The 15,699-nt window shown below is 59.6% G+C and carries 18 protein-coding genes; 8 read left to right on the top strand and 10 right to left on the bottom strand.

Translation table 11 applies throughout. From position 1 onward, the window contains the following. Positions 1-4: 4 nt before the first annotated feature. The 4 genes from HX801_RS25125 to HX801_RS25110 form a co-directional block, all read right to left on the bottom strand. Positions 5-1,837: an ABC transporter ATP-binding protein gene (locus HX801_RS25125; protein WP_177022935.1), complete on the bottom strand. Its 1,833-nt coding sequence runs from the start codon at positions 1,835-1,837 to the stop codon at positions 5-7. An 83-nt stretch (positions 1,838-1,920) separates the two neighbouring features. Continuing rightward, the gene (locus tag HX801_RS25120; RefSeq protein WP_003210708.1) at positions 1,921-2,484 is read right to left on the bottom strand and encodes a peptidylprolyl isomerase A; all 564 of its coding nucleotides are present in this window, start codon (positions 2,482-2,484) and stop codon (positions 1,921-1,923) included. Between the two features lie 3 nt (positions 2,485-2,487). Continuing rightward, a complete protein-coding gene (locus HX801_RS25115) occupies positions 2,488-3,291 on the bottom strand; it encodes an alpha/beta fold hydrolase (RefSeq protein WP_087692557.1) in 804 nt (267 codons plus the stop codon). Positions 3,292-3,304: 13 nt separating this feature from the next. Further along, positions 3,305-4,228: a LysR family transcriptional regulator gene (locus tag HX801_RS25110; protein WP_003210710.1), complete on the bottom strand. Its 924-nt coding sequence runs from the start codon at positions 4,226-4,228 to the stop codon at positions 3,305-3,307. A gap of 49 nt (positions 4,229-4,277) precedes the next feature. Here HX801_RS25110 and HX801_RS25105 point away from each other — a divergent pair, with 49 nt between their 5' ends. The 3 genes from HX801_RS25105 (at position 4,278) to HX801_RS25095 (ending at position 6,428) form a co-directional block, all read left to right on the top strand. Next, a complete protein-coding gene (locus HX801_RS25105) occupies positions 4,278-4,592 on the top strand; it encodes a hypothetical protein (RefSeq protein ID WP_032899698.1) in 315 nt (104 codons plus the stop codon). 151 nt (positions 4,593-4,743) lie between these two features. Next, a complete protein-coding gene (locus HX801_RS25100) occupies positions 4,744-5,343 on the top strand; it encodes an FMN-dependent NADH-azoreductase (RefSeq protein WP_177022934.1) in 600 nt (199 codons plus the stop codon). Positions 5,344-5,546: 203 nt separating this feature from the next. Next, on the top strand, positions 5,547-6,428 hold the full coding sequence (locus HX801_RS25095; RefSeq protein ID WP_177022933.1) for a carboxylate/amino acid/amine transporter: 882 nt from the start codon (positions 5,547-5,549) through the stop codon (positions 6,426-6,428). Here the strand turns inward: HX801_RS25095 and HX801_RS25090 are convergent. After that, positions 6,373-7,278 (bottom strand): LysR family transcriptional regulator, encoded by a 906-nt coding sequence (locus HX801_RS25090; RefSeq protein ID WP_032899700.1) that lies wholly within the window; start codon positions 7,276-7,278, stop codon positions 6,373-6,375. The two genes, HX801_RS25095 and HX801_RS25090, sit on opposite strands and share 56 nt — an antisense overlap. 153 nt (positions 7,279-7,431) lie before the next feature. Here HX801_RS25090 and HX801_RS25085 point away from each other — a divergent pair, with 153 nt between their 5' ends. After that, entirely contained in the window at positions 7,432-8,076 is a 645-nt protein-coding gene (locus tag HX801_RS25085; RefSeq protein WP_003210715.1) for a hydrolase, read from the top strand. A gap of 50 nt (positions 8,077-8,126) precedes the next feature. Here HX801_RS25085 and HX801_RS25080 read toward each other — a convergent pair whose 3' ends face one another. Then, positions 8,127-9,425 (bottom strand): mechanosensitive ion channel family protein, encoded by a 1,299-nt coding sequence (locus HX801_RS25080; RefSeq protein ID WP_177022932.1) that lies wholly within the window; start codon positions 9,423-9,425, stop codon positions 8,127-8,129. 193 nt (positions 9,426-9,618) lie between these two features. Between HX801_RS25080 and HX801_RS25075 the strand changes: the two genes are divergently transcribed. Then, positions 9,619-10,965, top strand: coding sequence for a DEAD/DEAH box helicase (locus HX801_RS25075; protein WP_063034035.1), 1,347 nt, complete (start codon positions 9,619-9,621; stop codon positions 10,963-10,965). Positions 10,966-11,011: 46 nt separating this feature from the next. Here HX801_RS25075 and HX801_RS25070 read toward each other — a convergent pair whose 3' ends face one another. Next, positions 11,012-11,287, bottom strand: a complete 276-nt coding sequence (locus HX801_RS25070; RefSeq protein ID WP_102368338.1) for a hypothetical protein — start codon at positions 11,285-11,287, stop codon at positions 11,012-11,014. 154 nt (positions 11,288-11,441) lie between these two features. Here HX801_RS25070 and HX801_RS25065 point away from each other — a divergent pair, with 154 nt between their 5' ends. Continuing rightward, the gene (locus HX801_RS25065; RefSeq protein WP_003210719.1) at positions 11,442-11,831 is read left to right on the top strand and encodes a hypothetical protein; all 390 of its coding nucleotides are present in this window, start codon (positions 11,442-11,444) and stop codon (positions 11,829-11,831) included. Between the two features lie 3 nt (positions 11,832-11,834). Here the strand turns inward: HX801_RS25065 and HX801_RS25060 are convergent, their stop codons facing one another. The 3 genes from HX801_RS25060 to HX801_RS25050 all read right to left on the bottom strand — a co-directional run bounded on the left by HX801_RS25060 (position 11,835) and on the right by HX801_RS25050 (position 13,881). Then, positions 11,835-12,701, bottom strand: coding sequence for a DUF6279 family lipoprotein (locus HX801_RS25060; RefSeq protein ID WP_177022931.1), 867 nt, complete (start codon positions 12,699-12,701; stop codon positions 11,835-11,837). Between the two features lie 66 nt (positions 12,702-12,767). Beyond that, positions 12,768-13,493, bottom strand: coding sequence for a TorF family putative porin (locus HX801_RS25055; RefSeq protein ID WP_003210721.1), 726 nt, complete (start codon positions 13,491-13,493; stop codon positions 12,768-12,770). A gap of 208 nt (positions 13,494-13,701) precedes the next feature. Next, positions 13,702-13,881: a hypothetical protein gene (locus HX801_RS25050; protein WP_003210722.1), complete on the bottom strand. Its 180-nt coding sequence runs from the start codon at positions 13,879-13,881 to the stop codon at positions 13,702-13,704. 323 nt (positions 13,882-14,204) lie between these two features. Here HX801_RS25050 and HX801_RS25045 point away from each other — a divergent pair, with 323 nt between their 5' ends. Further along, positions 14,205-15,041, top strand: coding sequence for a S1 RNA-binding domain-containing protein (locus tag HX801_RS25045; protein WP_008438162.1), 837 nt, complete (start codon positions 14,205-14,207; stop codon positions 15,039-15,041). A 53-nt stretch (positions 15,042-15,094) separates the two neighbouring features. Further along, entirely contained in the window at positions 15,095-15,502 is a 408-nt protein-coding gene (locus tag HX801_RS25040) for a DUF2177 family protein (RefSeq protein WP_008438163.1), read from the top strand. Positions 15,503-15,699 lie beyond the last annotated feature (197 nt).

Here is a 15,699-nt window from a genome sequence, read left to right as displayed (position 1 = left end):
GGAATCAGTCTATTCCGACGAAGCCACCGGTCTGGTGTTGCCACAATCGCGCATACAAACCGCCGTGTGCGAGCAATTCGGCATGGCTGCCGGTCTCGGCGATCTGGCCTTTTTCCAGCACCACCAGCCTGTCCATTCTGGCAATGGTGGAAAGCCGGTGGGCGATGGCGATCACTGTCTTGCCCTGCATCAGGGTTTCCAGGCTTTCCTGGATCGCCGCTTCGACTTCCGAATCCAGCGCGGAGGTGGCTTCGTCCATGATCAGGATCGGCGCGTCCTTGAGCAGTACCCGGGCGATGGCGATGCGCTGGCGTTGCCCGCCGGAGAGTTTCACCCCGCGTTCACCGACGTGGGCGTCGAGGCCGGTGCGGCCCTCGGCGTCCGACAGCAATGGGATGAACTCGTCGGCGCGGGCCTTGTGCACGGCGGCCCAAAGCTCTTCGTCGGTGGCGTCCGGCTTGCCATACAGCAAGTTGTCGCGGATCGAGCGGTGCAGCAGCGAGGTGTCCTGGGTGATCATGCCGATCTGTTCGCGCAGGGTTTCCTGGGCGACGTCGGCGATGTTCTGGCCGTCGATCAGGATACGGCCGCCTTGCAGGTCGTACAGGCGCAACAGCAGGTTGACCAGGGTGGATTTGCCCGCGCCGGACGGACCGATCAGGCCGATCTTTTCACCCGGTTCAATCGCCAGGTTCAAGCCGCTGATGATCCCGCTCTTCTTGCCGTAGTGGAAATCCACCTGATCGAACCGCACCTCGCCATGGGGCACTTCCAGGCGCGGGGCATTTTCCCGGTCGGTCACTGCCAGCGGCTGGGCGATGGTTTTCAGGCCGTCCTGGACCATGCCGATGTTTTCGAAAATGCCGTTGACCACCCACATGATCCAGCCGGACATGTTGACGATACGAATCACCAGGCCGGTGGCCAGGGCGATGGCGCCCACCGAAATCAGGGATTGGGTCCACAGCCACAGGGCAAGGCCGGTGGTGGTGACAATCAGCAGGCCGTTCATGGTGGTAATCACGATGTCCATGCTGGTCACGACGCGGCTGGCCAACTGGGTTTTCTCGGTCTGCTCGACAATGGCTTCCCTGGCGTAGTTCTGCTCGAAATTGGTATGAGCGAACAGCTTCAAGGTGGTGATGTTGGTGTAGCCGTCGACGATCCGCCCCATCAGTTTTGAGCGTGCCTCGGAGGAGATGACCGAGCGCTCCTTGACGCGTGGCACGAAGTACCGCAGGGCCAGGCTGTAGGCGACGATCCAGGTGATCAGCGGGATCATCAGGCGCCAGTCGGCTTCGGCGAACAGCGCCAGGGCGCTGATGGCGTAGATCGCCACGTGCCAGATCGCGTCCACGGCGGCCACTGCGGAGTCGCGCAGGGAGTTGCCGGTTTGCATGATGCGCTGGGCAATGCGCCCGGCGAAATCGTTCTGGAAGAAGTTCAGGCTCTGTTTGAGCACATAGCTGTGGTTTTGCCAGCGGATCAGGCTGGTCATGCCGGGGCTGATGGTCTGGTGCACCAGCAGGTCATGCAGGGCGCCGAAGATCGGGCGCAACAGCAGGGCGACCACGGCCATCCAGATCAGCTCGGTGGCGTGGATCTGGAAGAAGTTGGCGGGCGGCGTGCCCTGGGCCAGGTCGATGATGCGGCTCAGGTAGCTGAACAGCGCCACTTCGATCAGCGCGCCGATCAGGCCCACCACCAGCAAGGCGGCAAAGCTTGGCCATACCTGGCGCAGGTAATAGACGTAGAAGGGTAGGACTTTGTCTGGAGGGGCCGCGCTGGGAGGTTCGCGGAAGATGTCGATCAGTTGTTCAAAACGACGATAGAGCATTAGGTCTGACGCCCGCGCGGCGGGCTCTCCTGTTCAAATGCGCGCGACGCCTTGCGGGCCTCGCGCGAAACTCCCTGTAGCCTTCAGTCGATGCGCTTGGCCGACTTGATCAGGACAGGATCGATTGGCACGTTCTGCATGCCCTGCTTGGTGGTGGTCTGCGAGTTGACGATGATGTCGACCACGTCCATGCCCTTGACCACTTTGGCGAACACCGCGTAACCGGCATCACGGCCCGGGTCGAGGAAGGCATTGTCCGCAACGTTGATGAAGAATTGGCTGGTGGCGGAGTTCGGGTCGTTGGTACGCGCCATCGACAGGGTGCCGCGCACGTTATGCAGGCCGTTGCTGGCTTCGTTCTTGATCGGTGCTTCGGTCGGCTTTTGCGACATTTGCTGGGTAAAACCACCGCCCTGCACCATGAAGCCCGGGATTACCCGGTGAAAAATGGTGTTGGTGTAGAAGCCCTTGTCGACATAGGCCAGGAAGTTCTTGGTACTGATCGGGGCTTTGACCGGGTCCAGTTCGATCTCGATGTCGCCATTGGTGGTGGTGATCAAGACGTGGGGTGCCTTGGCGGGTTCGGCCGCCATCAGGTTGGCAGCGAACAGTACGGAACCGGCAAAGAAGGCGATTTTTTTCAGCATGGGTCAGTGATCCTGGGTTGTGGTTTCGACTGTCTTGAGAAAATCGAGCAGGGTGTTGTTGAAGCGTTCGGGTTGGTCCAGCGGCGTGGCATGGCGGGAATCCTCGATCACCACCAGCCGCGCATCAGGCAGCAGTTTTACATAGATTTCTTTTTGCGCCACGGGGGTGTAGTCGTGGTCGGCGCTGATGACCAGGGTTGGACAGGATATTTTCGAAAGTTGTTCCTGTACGCCCCAGCCAACAATCGCATCGAAGCTGGCGAGGTAAGCACGTTTGTCGTTTTTTGCCCAGCGTTCGGCCATCTTGCGCCGCAGTTCGGCCTGTTCGGGCTTGGGAAACAGCAGGCTGCCCAGGGCCTTGCCGATAGTGTTCAGGCTGAGGATGCGCGCCAGGCTCCAGCGCTTGGCCCACTGCCAATAGTCGCTGGCGCTGCGAACCTTGACCTGGGGCGCACTGTTGACGATGCACAGGCTCTTGAGCATTTGCGGCTCATCCACTGCCAGTTGAAAGGCGATCATGCCGCCCATGGACAGGCCGACCACGTGGGCCGGCGGCAAATGCAGGTGTTCGATCAAGGCCACCAGGTCGGCGGTGAAGCCGGCGATGCTGTAGCGCTCACGGGGTTTGTCGGAGCGGCCGTGACCGCGCACATCCACCACCACCAGGCGATAGTGTTGGGACAGCACGGGCACTTGCAGTTCCCAGTCCAGGCAACTGGAGCCCAGGCCGTGGATCAGGATCAGCGGCGCGCCGTGGCCATATTCCTCGTAATGCAGGGTGCAACCTTCATGTTCGAAATAGGCCACGTGAACTCCTTGTTCAGGCTTGCTGCGGTGCGGCGAATGGCGCGTCCAGTGGTGCAGTGTCGAAGGTGCGCAGCAACTCGACGAGAATCTGCGTGGCCGGGCCCAGGGGTTTGTCCTTGTTCGAGTAAAGATAGAAGGTCGGGTTGCGGCTGCCACCCCGTTCCAGGGGCAGTAGCTTGAGCAGGCCTTCCTTGAGTTCGCGTTCGATCAGGTGTCGCGGCAGCCAGGCGAAGCCCAGGCCGCTGCTGACGAAGGTGGCGGCGGTGGGCAGGCTGCCGACGGTCCAGCGCTGCTCGGCGCCGAGCCAGCCGACGTCCCGTGGCTGCTGGCGGCCGGAGTCGCGGATCACCACCTGCATGTGGCTTTCCAGATCCTGGAAGCTCAGTTCGCGGTGCAATTGATGCAGCGGATGTTCGGGGTGGGCCACGGCGACAAATTCGACGTCGCTCATTTCCGTACCGAGGTAACCGGGAATGATGAACCCGCTGATGGCGAGGTCGGCCATGCCGTCCATCAACAGCTCTTCGACGCCGGACAACACCTCTTCGCGCAAACGCACCCGGCAGCCACGGCTTTGCGGCATAAAGGCAGTGAGGGCGCGCACCAGGCGGGCGTTGGGGTAAGCGGCATCGACCACCAGCCGCACCTCGGCTTCCCAGCCTTGTTCCATATGGTGGGCCAGGTCTTCCAGTTGGCTGGCGTTTTTCACCAGTTGCCGGGAGCGGCGCAGCAGCACTTCACCGGCTTCGGTGAGCACGGCCTTGCGCCCGTCAATGCGCAGCAGCGGCACGCCGAGCTGATCCTGCATGCGGGCCACGGTGTAGCTCACCGAGGATTGCGAGCGGTGCAGCGCTTCGGCCGCCTGGGCGAAGCCGCCATGGTCGACCACGGCTTGCAAGGTGCGCCATTGATCAAGGGTAACGCGGGGCGCTTTCAAGATGAGCTCCTCTTGTCCTAAGCTGGCGGTCCTTATTGGAGACTGCCGAATGAGAAAATTCTGTTGTGTGCTGCTGGCGTTGCTGCCGTTGAGTGCGTTTGCATTCAGTACCGATGTGACGAAAGACATTCAGGGCGTGAAGATCGATTACAGCGCGTCAGACGTCGACAGCAATATCAGTTCGATCCAACTCACCAACTACGGCCCCAATGACGCGGAGTGCAAGGTACGCTTTACCAATGGTCCGGAAGCCCCGCGTACGCGCAAGGTCACGGTCGCGGCAGGGAAAACCACCAACACCACGGCCAATTTCAGCCGTGCCATCATCAAGATGCGTATCCAGCTGACCTGCGCACCGAAATAAGGCAAAAGCGGAGCTTGCGTACAGCAATACTCCGCTTATAAACAAATTTCTAGATGGGTTATAGCAGTTTTTTACGCTTTTTAATCGAACGGACCCTGTCTAACCTTTACTCCATCGCCTTACAGCATTCACCGATGGAGCTTACATAATCATGGCCCGTGTTCTGATCATCGAAAGCAGCGCCCGTCAGCAGGACTCAATCTCCCGCCAGCTGACCCAACAATTCATCAGCCAATGGAAAGTCGCCCACCCGGCTGATCAGATCACCGTACGAGACCTCGCCATCAACCCGGTTCCGCACCTGGATGCCAATCTGTTGGGCGGCTGGATGAAACCTGCCGAGCAGCGCAGCACGGTTGAACAGGCCTCCCTGGACCGCTCCAACGAACTGACCGATGAGCTGCTGGCCGCCGATGTATTGGTCATGGCCGCGCCGATGTACAACTTCGCGATTCCCAGCACCCTCAAAGCCTGGCTCGACCATGTGCTGCGTGCCGGTGTGACCTTCAAATACACCGCCACCGGGCCCCAAGGCCTGTTGACCGACAAGCGTGCCTTTGTGCTGACCGCCCGCGGCGGCATCCACGCCGGTGGCAGCACCGACCACCAGGAACCCTACCTGCGTCAGGTCATGGGCTTTATCGGCATCCATGACGTCGCGTTCATTCATGCCGAGGGTGTGAACCTGGGCGGTGATTTCCAGGAGAAGGGTTTGAACCAGGCCAAGGCGTTGTTGGCCCAAGTGGCGTGAGATGTTAATCGTCAGATAATCGCCTGCTGTTTAGATAGCTCCACGCAACCCTTCAAGTACGCGTATCGAACCTCCCTTTGCACTTTTTGCTCCTGAGTGCTCCCGCCCGACTGACGCTTTTAGCGAGGTCGGGTTTTTTTTGCCTTGAGTTTCGTAACGCGCGGAAAACCGCTAATGTCGCGCCCATTCAAAATGAGGCGAGCATGGGCTATCTACTTGTTGTGACGCTGATCCAGGCGTTTTCCTTCAGCTTGATCGGCGAATACCTGGCCGGTCACGTCGACAGTTATTTCGCGGTGCTGGTGCGTGTACTGTTGGCCGGGCTGGTGTTTATCCCGCTGACCCGCTGGCGCTCGGTGGAGCCGGCGTTCATACGCGGCATGCTGTTGATCGGCGCACTGCAGTTCGGCGTGACCTACGTGTGCCTGTACCTGAGCTTTCGCGTACTGACGGTGCCGGAGGTGTTGCTGTTCACCATCCTGACACCGTTGCACGTGACCTTGATCGAAGACGCCCTGAACCGCCGCTTCAACCCGTGGGCGCTGGTGGCCGCACTGGTGGCGGTGGCGGGGGCAGCGGTGATTCGCTTCGACCAGATCACCCCGAACTTCTTCATGGGCTTCCTGCTGCTGCAACTGGCCAACTTCACCTACGCCGCCGGGCAGGTGCTTTATAAGCATCTGGTGGCCCGTCATCCGAGCGATCTGCCGCATTACCGGCGCTTTGGCTACTTCTACCTCGGCGCGTTGGCGGTGGCGTTGCCGGCGTTCCTGATGTTCGGCAAGGCCAACTACCTGCCGGAAGCGCCGTTGCAGTGGGGCGTGCTGGTATTCCTCGGGCTGGTCAGCACGGCACTGGGCATGTACTGGTGGAACAAGGGCGCTTGCCTGGTCAACGGTGGCACATTGGCGGTGATGAACAACCTGCATGTGCCGGTGGGGTTGTTGCTGAACTTGCTGATCTGGAATCAGCATGAACCGTTAGGCAGGTTGCTGCTGGGCGGGTTGGTGATTCTCGGGGCGGTGTGGATCAGCCGGCTGGGCCTGCGGTCGTCGGCGCCAATTGCGTCAGCAAAAAATCAATGAATGCGCGGGTCTTTTGCGGCACGCGTCGCGCTGACGAATAAACCGCATTGATGGTGATTGCCGGCGCCTGCCATTCGCAGAGCACCGGCACCAGGCGCCCGGCGCTCAGGGCGTCTTCGACGATAAAGTCCGGCAACAGCGCGATGCCCATCCCGGCCTCTGCCGCCTGGGCCAGCAGGTCGCCGTTGTTGGCGTGCAGAGGGCCGGTAACGTTGACCCGCTGGGTTTCCTGGCCCTTGCTCAATTGCAGGCTGACGCCGCTTTGCAGATACCCATAATTGAGGCACTGGTGCTGGCGCAGGTCTTGCGGGGTCTGCGGTATGCCCGCGCGTGCCAGGTAGGCTGGCGCAGCCACCATGATCCGTGGCGCAGGTGCCAACTGGCGGGCGATCATCGTTGAGTCGGGCATGCTGGCGATGCGGATGGTCACGTCGAAACCACCGCGTACCGGGTCGACCTGTTGGTCGCTGAGCACCAGTTGCAGCTCGATATGCGGATGCTGTTCATGGAACAGCGGAATCAACCGCCCCAGGCGATGCAGCCCGAACGACATCGGCGCATTGACCCGCAACACGCCCCGTAGCTCACCGATACCATCCCGGGCCCGCTGTTCGGCTTCGTCCAGGGCGGCCAGTACTTCACGCGCAGCTTCAAAATACTCGGCCCCGGCCTCCGTCAAATGCAGGCTGCGGGTGGTGCGCTGAAGCAGTTGCACGCCTATGGCTTCTTCCAGCGCCTGAATCTGTTTGCTGACTTTTGAGCGCGGTACGTCCATGGCTCGCGCGGCGGCCGCGAAGCCGTTCTCGCCGACCGTGACGACAAACGCCCGCATGCATTCGATACGGTCCATGATTGTCCCTTTTTTAGAATCAATGATTCTCGATTTTAGGTAATTGTCTCGATTTTATCCATCCCATAAAGTTACTTCCAAGCCGCCAGCCAAGCTTCACAGCGGCGCTGAACGCACCCCTAACCGAATCGAAACCATTAAAAGGAAGTCACCATGTCTATTCGCGAATTGCTCAACCCAGCCAACTCCACCCTGATCCTGATCGACCACCAGCCGCAGATGGCCTTTGGCGTGCAGTCGATCGATCGCCAGACCCTGAAGAACAACACGGTGGCGCTGGCCAAGGCGGCCAGGATCTTCAACGTGCCGACCATCCTGACCTCGGTTGAGACCAAGAGCTTCAGCGGCTACATCTGGCCGGAACTGCTGGACGTGTTCCCGGACCAGCAGCCAATTGAGCGCACTTCGATGAACTCCTGGGAAGACAAGGCGCTGGTGGCCGCGGTGAAGGCCACCGGGCGCAAGAAGCTGATCATGGCGGCCCTGTGGACCGAGGTGTGCCTGAACTTCCCGGCCCTGGAAGCCCTGGCCGAAGGCTACGAGGTGTACATCGTCACCGACGCCTCCGGCGGCACCAGCAAAGAAGCGCATGACATGTCGGTGCAACGGATGATTCAGGCGGGCGCGGTACCGGTCACCTGGCAGCAAGTGCTGTTGGAATACCAGCGTGACTGGGCTCACAAGGAAACCTACGACGCGGTGATGGGCCTGGTACAGGAGCACAGCGGCGCTTACGGCATGGGCGTGGATTACGCCTACACCATGGTTCACGGCGCGCCGCAGCGTCAGGTCAAGTAAGGTCCAACGCAAAAAAAACGGCACAACTCGGGTTGTGCCGTTTTTTGTTGTTACATCACTGCCTTTTCCGCCGGGGGCAGGTGACTGGCCCCCAGCACCGCCGGCAACATCCCCGCCCGCAAGTCACCGCCGCTCGGCTGCTGGTACAGGCTCAAACCAAATTCCGGCAGCACCGCCAGCAGGTAGTCGAAGATATCGCCCTGGATCCGCTCGTAGTCGGCCCACGCGGTGGTGCGGGTGAAGCAGTAGATCTCCAGCGGAATGCCCTGGGCGGTGGTCTGCATCTGCCGCACCATGCAGGTCATGTTCGGCTGGATCTCCGGATGGCTTTTCAGATAGGCCAGGGCATACGCGCGGAAGGTGCCGATATTGGTCATGCGTCGGCGGTTGGCGGACATCGCCGCGACATTGCCCTGGGCTTCGTTCCAGGCCTTGAGCTCGGCCTTCTTGCGGCTCATGTAGTCGGTCAGCAGGTGTACCTGGGTGAGCTTCAGCTCTTCGTCGTCGCGGATGAAACGCACGCCGCTGGCGTCGATATACAGGCTGCGCTTGATCCGCCGGCCACCGGAGGCCTGCATGCCGCGCCAGTTCTTGAACGACTCGGACATCAGGCGCCAGGTGGGAATCGAGACGATGGTCTTGTCGAAGTTCTGCACTTTGACGGTGTGCAGGGTGATGTCGACCACGTCACCGTCGGCGCCGACCTGGGGCATTTCGATCCAGTCGCCGACCCGCAGCATGTCGTTGCTGGTCAGTTGCACACTGGCGACGAACGACAGCAGGGTGTCCTTGTAGACCAACAGAATCACCGCCGACATCGCACCCAAACCGGAAAGCAGCAGCAGTGGCGAGCGGTCGATCAACGTGGCGACGATGATGATTGCGCCAAACACGAACAGCACCATCTTCGCCAACTGCACATAGCCCTTGATCGAGCGGGTGCGGGCGTGTTCGGTGCGGGCATAGATGTCCAGCAGGGCGTTGAGCAGTGCACTGATCGCCAGCACCATGAACAGAATGGTGAACGCCAGGGCGACATTGCCGATGAACAGGGTGGCGGTCTTGCTCAGGTCCGGCACCAGGTACAGGCCGAACTGGATCACCAGTGACGGCGTCATCTGTGCCAGGCGATGGAAGACTTTGTTGTGCCGCAGGTCATTGAGCCAGTACAGCGCGGGTTGCCGGCCCAGCAGCTTGACGGCGTGCAGGATGAGGTAGCGGGCCACTCGTCCGAGCAGCAATGCCACTACCAGCAACACCATCAGCGCGAGGCTGGAATGCAGCAGCGGGTGTTCGTCGAGGGTGCCCCAAAGGTCTTTGACGTTGAGCCAGAGCTGTTTGATATCCATGGGTAAACGCGATTCTTCTGTAAGACGTGACGGGCCGATTAGAGCATTTAAGTACGTCAAAGTTGTGGTTGTGGACAAATCCCCTGACAAAAAAGCGCCTGATTAACCCAGTTCGCGTAAAGAAACTCGGCCTGAGCGCCCGAAACCGTTACCCTATGCAGCTGTTTTTTTGTATTTCTTCGAGGTAGCACCCGTGTTTTCCCAATTCGCCCTGCACGAACGCCTGCTCAAAGCCGTGGCCGAGCTTAAATTTGTCGAGCCAACGCCTGTGCAAGCAGCGGCCATCCCGCTCGCGCTCGAAGGGCGTGACCTGCGGGTGACGGCTCAAACCGGGAGTGGCAAGACTGCCGCTTTCGTCCTGCCGATCCTTAACCGTCTGATCGGCCCGGCGAAAGTCCGTGTCAGCATCAAGACCCTGATCCTGCTGCCGACCCGCGAACTGGCCCAGCAGACCTTGAAGGAAGTGGAGCGCTTCTCGCAGTTCACTTTCATCAAGTCCGGCCTGATCACCGGCGGCGAAGACTTCAAGGTCCAGGCCGCCATGCTGCGCAAGGTGCCGGACATCCTGATCGGCACCCCGGGCCGGATGATCGAACAACTGAACGCCGGCAACCTGGACCTCAAGGAAGTTGAAGTCCTGGTGCTCGACGAAGCCGACCGCATGCTCGACATGGGCTTTGCCGACGACGTGCAGCGCCTGGTGCAAGAGTGCGTCAACCGCCAGCAGACCATGCTGTTCTCGGCCACCACCGGTGGTTCGACCCTGCGCGACATGGTCGCCAAGGTCCTGAACAACCCTGAGCACCTGCAGGTCAACAACGTCAGCGACCTGAACTCGACCACCCGTCAGCAGATCATCACTGCTGACCACAACGTGCACAAAGAGCAGATCCTCAACTGGTTGCTGGCCAACGAGACCTATCAGAAGGCTATCGTGTTCACCAACACCCGGGCCATGGCCGACCGCATCTACGGTCGCCTGGTGGCTCAGGAGTACAAGGCGTTCGTCCTGCACGGTGAGAAAGACCAGAAGGACCGCAAGCTGGCCATCGACCGCCTCAAGCAAGGCGGCGTGAAGATCCTGGTCGCCACCGACGTTGCCGCCCGCGGCCTGGACGTGGATGGCCTGGACATGGTGATCAACTTTGATATGCCCCGCAGCGGCGACGAATACGTGCACCGTATCGGTCGTACCGGGCGTGCCGGCAACGATGGCCTGGCGATCTCGCTGATCTGCCATGGCGACTGGAACCTGATGTCGAGCATCGAGCGCTACTTGAAGCAGTCGTTCGAGCGCCGCACCATCAAGGAAGTCAAAGGCACCTACGGCGGGCCGAAGAAGGTCAAGGCATCGGGCAAGGCCGTTGGCGTGAAGAAGAAAAAGGTCGACGCCAAGGGCGACAAGAAGAAGGCCGGTGCCAAGTCGCCGACCAAGCGCAAGATTGCCAACCGTCCAAAGACCGACAACCTGTCGTTGGTCAGCAAGGACGGCATGGCGCCTCTGAAGCGCCGCAAGCCGGAAGCACCGGCTGCCGAGTAAGGCTTGAGCCATAAAAAAACCGGACAATGTCCGGTTTTTTTTCGCCTCAGTTTTTAGTTTTGTCGGTCGCCTCATTGAGTTCCGTGAGGCGCTGGTCGATCAGTTGGCACTTGTCGGGCAGGTCTGCGCTGGCGGTTTCCAGCTTCATGTTCTGCAGTTCTTCGTTGATCTCCTTGGCCTTCTCTGGATTCTGTTGGGTGAGCTCGGTCACCTTCTTGGCCAGTTGCTCACGTTTGGCGGTGGCTTCTTCCGGCGTGCAGGCCCAGGCGGGCAGGGCGGCAAGCAGCGTGGCGGCGACGGCCATATTCAGCAGGGTTTTCATGATTCGGACCTCCATGGCGGTGATGAACGGTTGAGGGCCGTGAGCACTGAAAAGTTCAGCGAAATCGCGTCCGTCCGCTAGGCTGAACGGACGACGGGTCCGGCATGTCACACCTTTGAAGGGCCTATTTCGTGTGCCTTCAGGAGGAATCAGGATGACGACTTACGATTGGGATTTGATCGAACGACTGTTGCATGAGGTACAGAACGGTGGCGCCAGCTTCGCCCCACGCAAATACGCCGAGGAAGAAGCGACTAAAAGGGCCGCCGCCGGAGAGCCCATCGGTAATCTCGATGAGTTTAAAAAGCTCGCGGCGGATTACGAGGCGTTGTTGTTCAAGCACGGCTTTATTGAGTCGCGGTCAGAGGAAGAGTGCGGCAATGGTGAGAACTTCAAATTGACCCAGCGCGGCTCACAGTTGCTGAGCCTGATCGACAGCTGTATCCCCGGTGATAATCACCCGCGTCAGGTGCTGGACGAGCAGGCGGATGCGCTGGATCCGGCGACGTTTGATGAACTGGCTTCCAAACCACAGATTGCCTGATGACTATGGGGTGCCAGCCTTCAGGCATTTAAGTGCCTTGAAGTCGCTGCGCACCTTGTCGATCTTTTGTGTCAGCTTCTGGCGTTGTTGCACGGTGCTTTCCGCCATCAGGTCGACGATCAGGCTGCGGGCAGCGGCTTCGGTCTGGGCGTAGGCTTGGCGATATTCCGGCGTCCACAGGCTTTCGCGGTTCACCAGCAGTTGCTCGATCTTCTGTGGGAAATCGCTGCTGTGGCGGTCTTTGACGGCTGCGATAAATAGTGTTTGCCAGTGGGCGCGGTTGCCAATCCATTGTTGGTTCTGCTCACCCAAGGCGATCGACCAGGCGGTGACGCGATTCTGCTGGCTGGCACTTAACGGCCCGAGCCACGCATCGAGGCGCTTATTCATGCGCTCGGCGCGTTCCTTGATCTGCTGCTCGAGGGGCGGTTTCAGGTATTCGTCCTGACGCTTGCGCAGGTCCTTGGCGAACGCTTGCTCCATATCCTGTACTTGCTGGTCGTCCAGCCCCTGCAGTAGCTGGACGGCGGACGGCGTGATCGCCCGGGCGCTCTCGGCAATGGCTTGCTTGGCTTCGGCGGTACGGGTTTGCAGGGCGGCGTCGGTCACCTGGTTGGTGTCGACCATCTGTTGAAGGCGATCGAGCCAGTCCAGGTAGCCCGGCAACTGGGTGGTGCAATGCCAGGCCAGGTGTTCCTTGAGTGTGTCGTTGAACCAGCTCTTCTGCCCGGCGTTCATTTCCAGGTAGTCGCTGAGGGTCCAGGGGATGATCACATCCAGATTGCGATAGGCCAGGCCCACCCGATTGCAGCCGGCAAGCACCAGGCTGAGGGTTAGCAACATCACCAGAAATTTTAACCGACGCAGCATGAGCGAGTCCTTGCGCAGACGAGAGTATTGCATCTGAACCCGTCGGGGCAGCGACAGTTCAGCCCATCAATAAAACGCCCGCTCGGCCTTCAGGGTCAACAGCCCGTCGCATTGCGAGTTGTGTCCGGAGTAGGCCGAGCAATCGCCGCCGCTGAGGCTGGAGTCGCTGTAGATCAGGTTCAGGTCGACGCCCATCCATGGCCTGGAAAATTGTACCGACCAGTCGCTGAAGCTGCGGATCGAGCTGCCATCGGCCACCGAGACCGGGGTGCCGAGCTGGTGGGTGGTGTATTTCATGCTGACGCCGATGCCGAACGGCTTGGTGCCGCCGAGGTCGGCGAACAGGGTGCTGTCCTGCCGGTCCGGGTCGTTGCTGAAGGAGGCGCCGAAGCGATTGCCCAGCAAGGTCAGGCCGCCGTAGAACTCCTGGCTGTCGAGGGGGCTCAGCTTGGGATAGCTGTAGTGAATCATCCCCAGTTCATAACCCAGGGTCTGGTCGAAGGGGCGTTTGAAACCCAGGTAGGAGTCGACTTCCAGGTTGCTGGTCGGGGAAATGCCCATGCTCGGTGAGAATTGGCCGAGGTACAGGCCGCTGCCGTGGCTCAGGTCCAGGCCGCCATGGAACGAGTCGCTCCCGGGCGCCGTGGGCTTTACCAGGCCTTGAGCCATGCTTCGGCTGGGTGTCGTGCCCAATTTCAGGTCGAAATCACCCAATTCACGCTGGAAAACCTGCGCTTCGGCGAGGGGGCTGGCCAACAGGGCACCGGCCAGAAATATGCAGGATTTGAGCATGCTTCACTCCATGAAAAGCGAGGAGCAGTAACGGGAAATATCAGGCAAATGCCCGATCTAGACGTGTGCAAGCATACCGGCGATGGTTCGCAGATGAGGCCCGTTCGTCGATTGGCGTAATAAAGGGGTGTATCAGGGGGTAGTGCGGGCTCTAGTCCTAGCGCCTTGAAAGGCAAAGCGCATAGGGACCAGGTGTAATGCGCGAGTCTTACTTTTTACCCAGGGTGATCTGCTTGGACGGGCCGAAAGTCTGGCCGCTTACGCCTTTGGCAATCTGCTGGATTTCGCCGCCCTGCTTGAGGAATGCAGCAATTTGGCTGTTGATCGATTCGCTGGTTTCAACGGCGGGAGCTGGCTTTGCTTTGCTGTTGGATGCTTTTACGCGCATGGCGGCCACTAACCTGTAGAGAATTAACTTGGCCATGCATCGTACATGAAATGCTTGACAATTGCTTGGCAAATATCCCCCTGAAATATACGCAGGGTTTATGATTCGCCTGGATTATTAAGTGAAATACTAACCTAACTTGCTGTTTTAACTCGAATCCCTCGAGGAAATCCGGCCGTGGGTACTGGCCGGATTCAGCCCGATGACCTGACGAGCGGGGCGCTTCTCGGCAAACCCATGATTTTTCAGGCCTGTACGCCGGTACGCGGGACCGCCGTCGTCAACTCGGGTAGAATGCCGCCCACGCAATGAGGGTATTTGAGATGGCTTTAGTCGGGCGCTACAACAGCTTGCAAGTGGTTAAACACACTAACTTTGGTTTGTACCTGGATGGTGATCAAGAGGGCGAAATCCTCTTGCCCAACCGATATATCCCCAAAGATATTCCCAGTGAAGATGAAGACTGGCTCAACGTTTTCATTTATCTGGACAGCGATGACAAACTTATCGCGACCACCGAAAAACCAAAAGTACAGGTGGGTGAATTTGCCAGTCTGAAAGTGGTTGAAGTCAACAGTATCGGTGTATTCCTCGATTGGGGCCTGCCCAAGGATCTGCTGCTGCCTTACTCCGAAGAAAAGCGCCAGCTGACCGCCGGTGAGTATTGCGTGGTACACGTCTACCTCGACAAACACACCAAGCGCATCACTGCCACCGCGCGCCTTGACCGCTACCTGGACAAGACTCCGGCCACCTACAAGGTCGGCCAGGAAGTTGACTTGCTGGTGGCCGAAGCCACCGACATGGGCTTCAAGGCCATCATCAACAACAAGCACTGGGGCCTGATCCACAAGAACGAAGTGTTCAAGTTCCTGCGCCCGGGCAAGGAAGAGAAAGGCTTCATCAAGGAAATCCGCGCCGACGGCAATATCAGCCTGAGCCTGCAGCCTGTGGGTGAAGAAGCGGCCTCCAGCCTGAACTCGAAGATCCTCGCCAAGTTGCGCGACAACAACGGCACCTTGCCGGTCAGCGATAAAAGCGACCCGGCACTGATCAGCAGTTTGTTCGGTGTCAGCAAAGGCAACTTCAAGAAGGCCATCGGCGCCCTCTACAAGCAGGGTCAGATTGTGATCCACGCGGATCGCATTGAACTAAGCTGATCGCGGTTTGCTCTTCTGTAGGAGCACGCTTGCTCCTGCAGAAGGCCGCCTTAATGTCCAGAAAAACGCTTTTCGCCTACCTCGGTACGTTGCTTGCCTTTCTGATGCTTGACGGCCTGTGGCTCGGTGTCCTCATGGGCCCGACCTACAAAGCGCTGCTCGGTCCGTTGATGCTTGATCAGCCGCGCCTGTTCCCAGCCGTGGCGTTCTATCTCCTCTATGTATTCGGTTGTGTGGTGCTTGTCGTGCTGCCTGCGTTGGCGAGCGGCGGCTGGCAGCGTGCCGCGCGGCTTGGTGCACTCCTGGGATTGGTAGCCTACGGCACCTATGACCTGAGCAATTGGGCAACCCTGCAGGGCTGGTCGGCCGGTTTGGCCTTCATGGACATCGCCTGGGGCACCTTCCTGACTGCCGTTTGCTGCACCGTGGGCTATCAATGTGCGCGCAGGGTGCACAATTGATTGTGTACAGGATTGCCCTGCACCATCCCTGAGCGAATCACCACCGTTCAATCGTCTCTACGCCTCCTGAAGAGCCAAGCTCCACGGGGGATTGTGCCGAGTTTTATTGCATTGGCACGCATTCTGCTCAACAACTCGTATACAAACCATGCCGCCTCCCGTACGCACTCCCGTCGCGGGTGGCAGGCCGGTATTTA

The sequence above is a fragment of the Pseudomonas sp. G1002 genome (assembly GCF_013385455.1).
Taxonomy (GTDB): domain Bacteria; phylum Pseudomonadota; class Gammaproteobacteria; order Pseudomonadales; family Pseudomonadaceae; genus Aquipseudomonas.
Note: the sequence above shows the minus strand (reverse complement) of the source record. Positions and strands in the feature narration are given on the sequence as shown.

Bases quoted from the DNA above. Each gene is read 5' to 3' on its own strand.
- HX801_RS25070 (WP_102368338.1), bottom strand. From the start codon at position 11,287: ATGAAAACCCTGCTGAATATGGCCGTCGCCGCCACGCTGCTTGCCGCC.
- HX801_RS25045 (WP_008438162.1), top strand. From the start codon at position 14,205: ATGGCTTTAGTCGGGCGCTACAACAGCTTGCAAGTGGTTAAACACACT.
- HX801_RS25080 (WP_177022932.1), bottom strand. From the start codon at position 9,425: ATGGATATCAAACAGCTCTGGCTCAACGTCAAAGACCTTTGGGGCACC.
- HX801_RS25060 (WP_177022931.1), bottom strand. From the start codon at position 12,701: ATGCTGCGTCGGTTAAAATTTCTGGTGATGTTGCTAACCCTCAGCCTG.
- HX801_RS25105 (WP_032899698.1), top strand. From the start codon at position 4,278: ATGAGAAAATTCTGTTGTGTGCTGCTGGCGTTGCTGCCGTTGAGTGCG.
- HX801_RS25125 (WP_177022935.1), bottom strand. From the start codon at position 1,837: ATGCTCTATCGTCGTTTTGAACAACTGATCGACATCTTCCGCGAACCT.
- HX801_RS25095 (WP_177022933.1), top strand. From the start codon at position 5,547: ATGGGCTATCTACTTGTTGTGACGCTGATCCAGGCGTTTTCCTTCAGC.
- HX801_RS25040 (WP_008438163.1), top strand. From the start codon at position 15,095: ATGTCCAGAAAAACGCTTTTCGCCTACCTCGGTACGTTGCTTGCCTTT.
- HX801_RS25100 (WP_177022934.1), top strand. From the start codon at position 4,744: ATGGCCCGTGTTCTGATCATCGAAAGCAGCGCCCGTCAGCAGGACTCA.
- HX801_RS25065 (WP_003210719.1), top strand. From the start codon at position 11,442: ATGACGACTTACGATTGGGATTTGATCGAACGACTGTTGCATGAGGTA.
- HX801_RS25050 (WP_003210722.1), bottom strand. From the start codon at position 13,881: ATGCGCGTAAAAGCATCCAACAGCAAAGCAAAGCCAGCTCCCGCCGTT.
- HX801_RS25055 (WP_003210721.1), bottom strand. From the start codon at position 13,493: ATGCTCAAATCCTGCATATTTCTGGCCGGTGCCCTGTTGGCCAGCCCC.
- HX801_RS25085 (WP_003210715.1), top strand. From the start codon at position 7,432: ATGTCTATTCGCGAATTGCTCAACCCAGCCAACTCCACCCTGATCCTG.
- HX801_RS25120 (WP_003210708.1), bottom strand. From the start codon at position 2,484: ATGCTGAAAAAAATCGCCTTCTTTGCCGGTTCCGTACTGTTCGCTGCC.
- HX801_RS25090 (WP_032899700.1), bottom strand. From the start codon at position 7,278: ATGGACCGTATCGAATGCATGCGGGCGTTTGTCGTCACGGTCGGCGAG.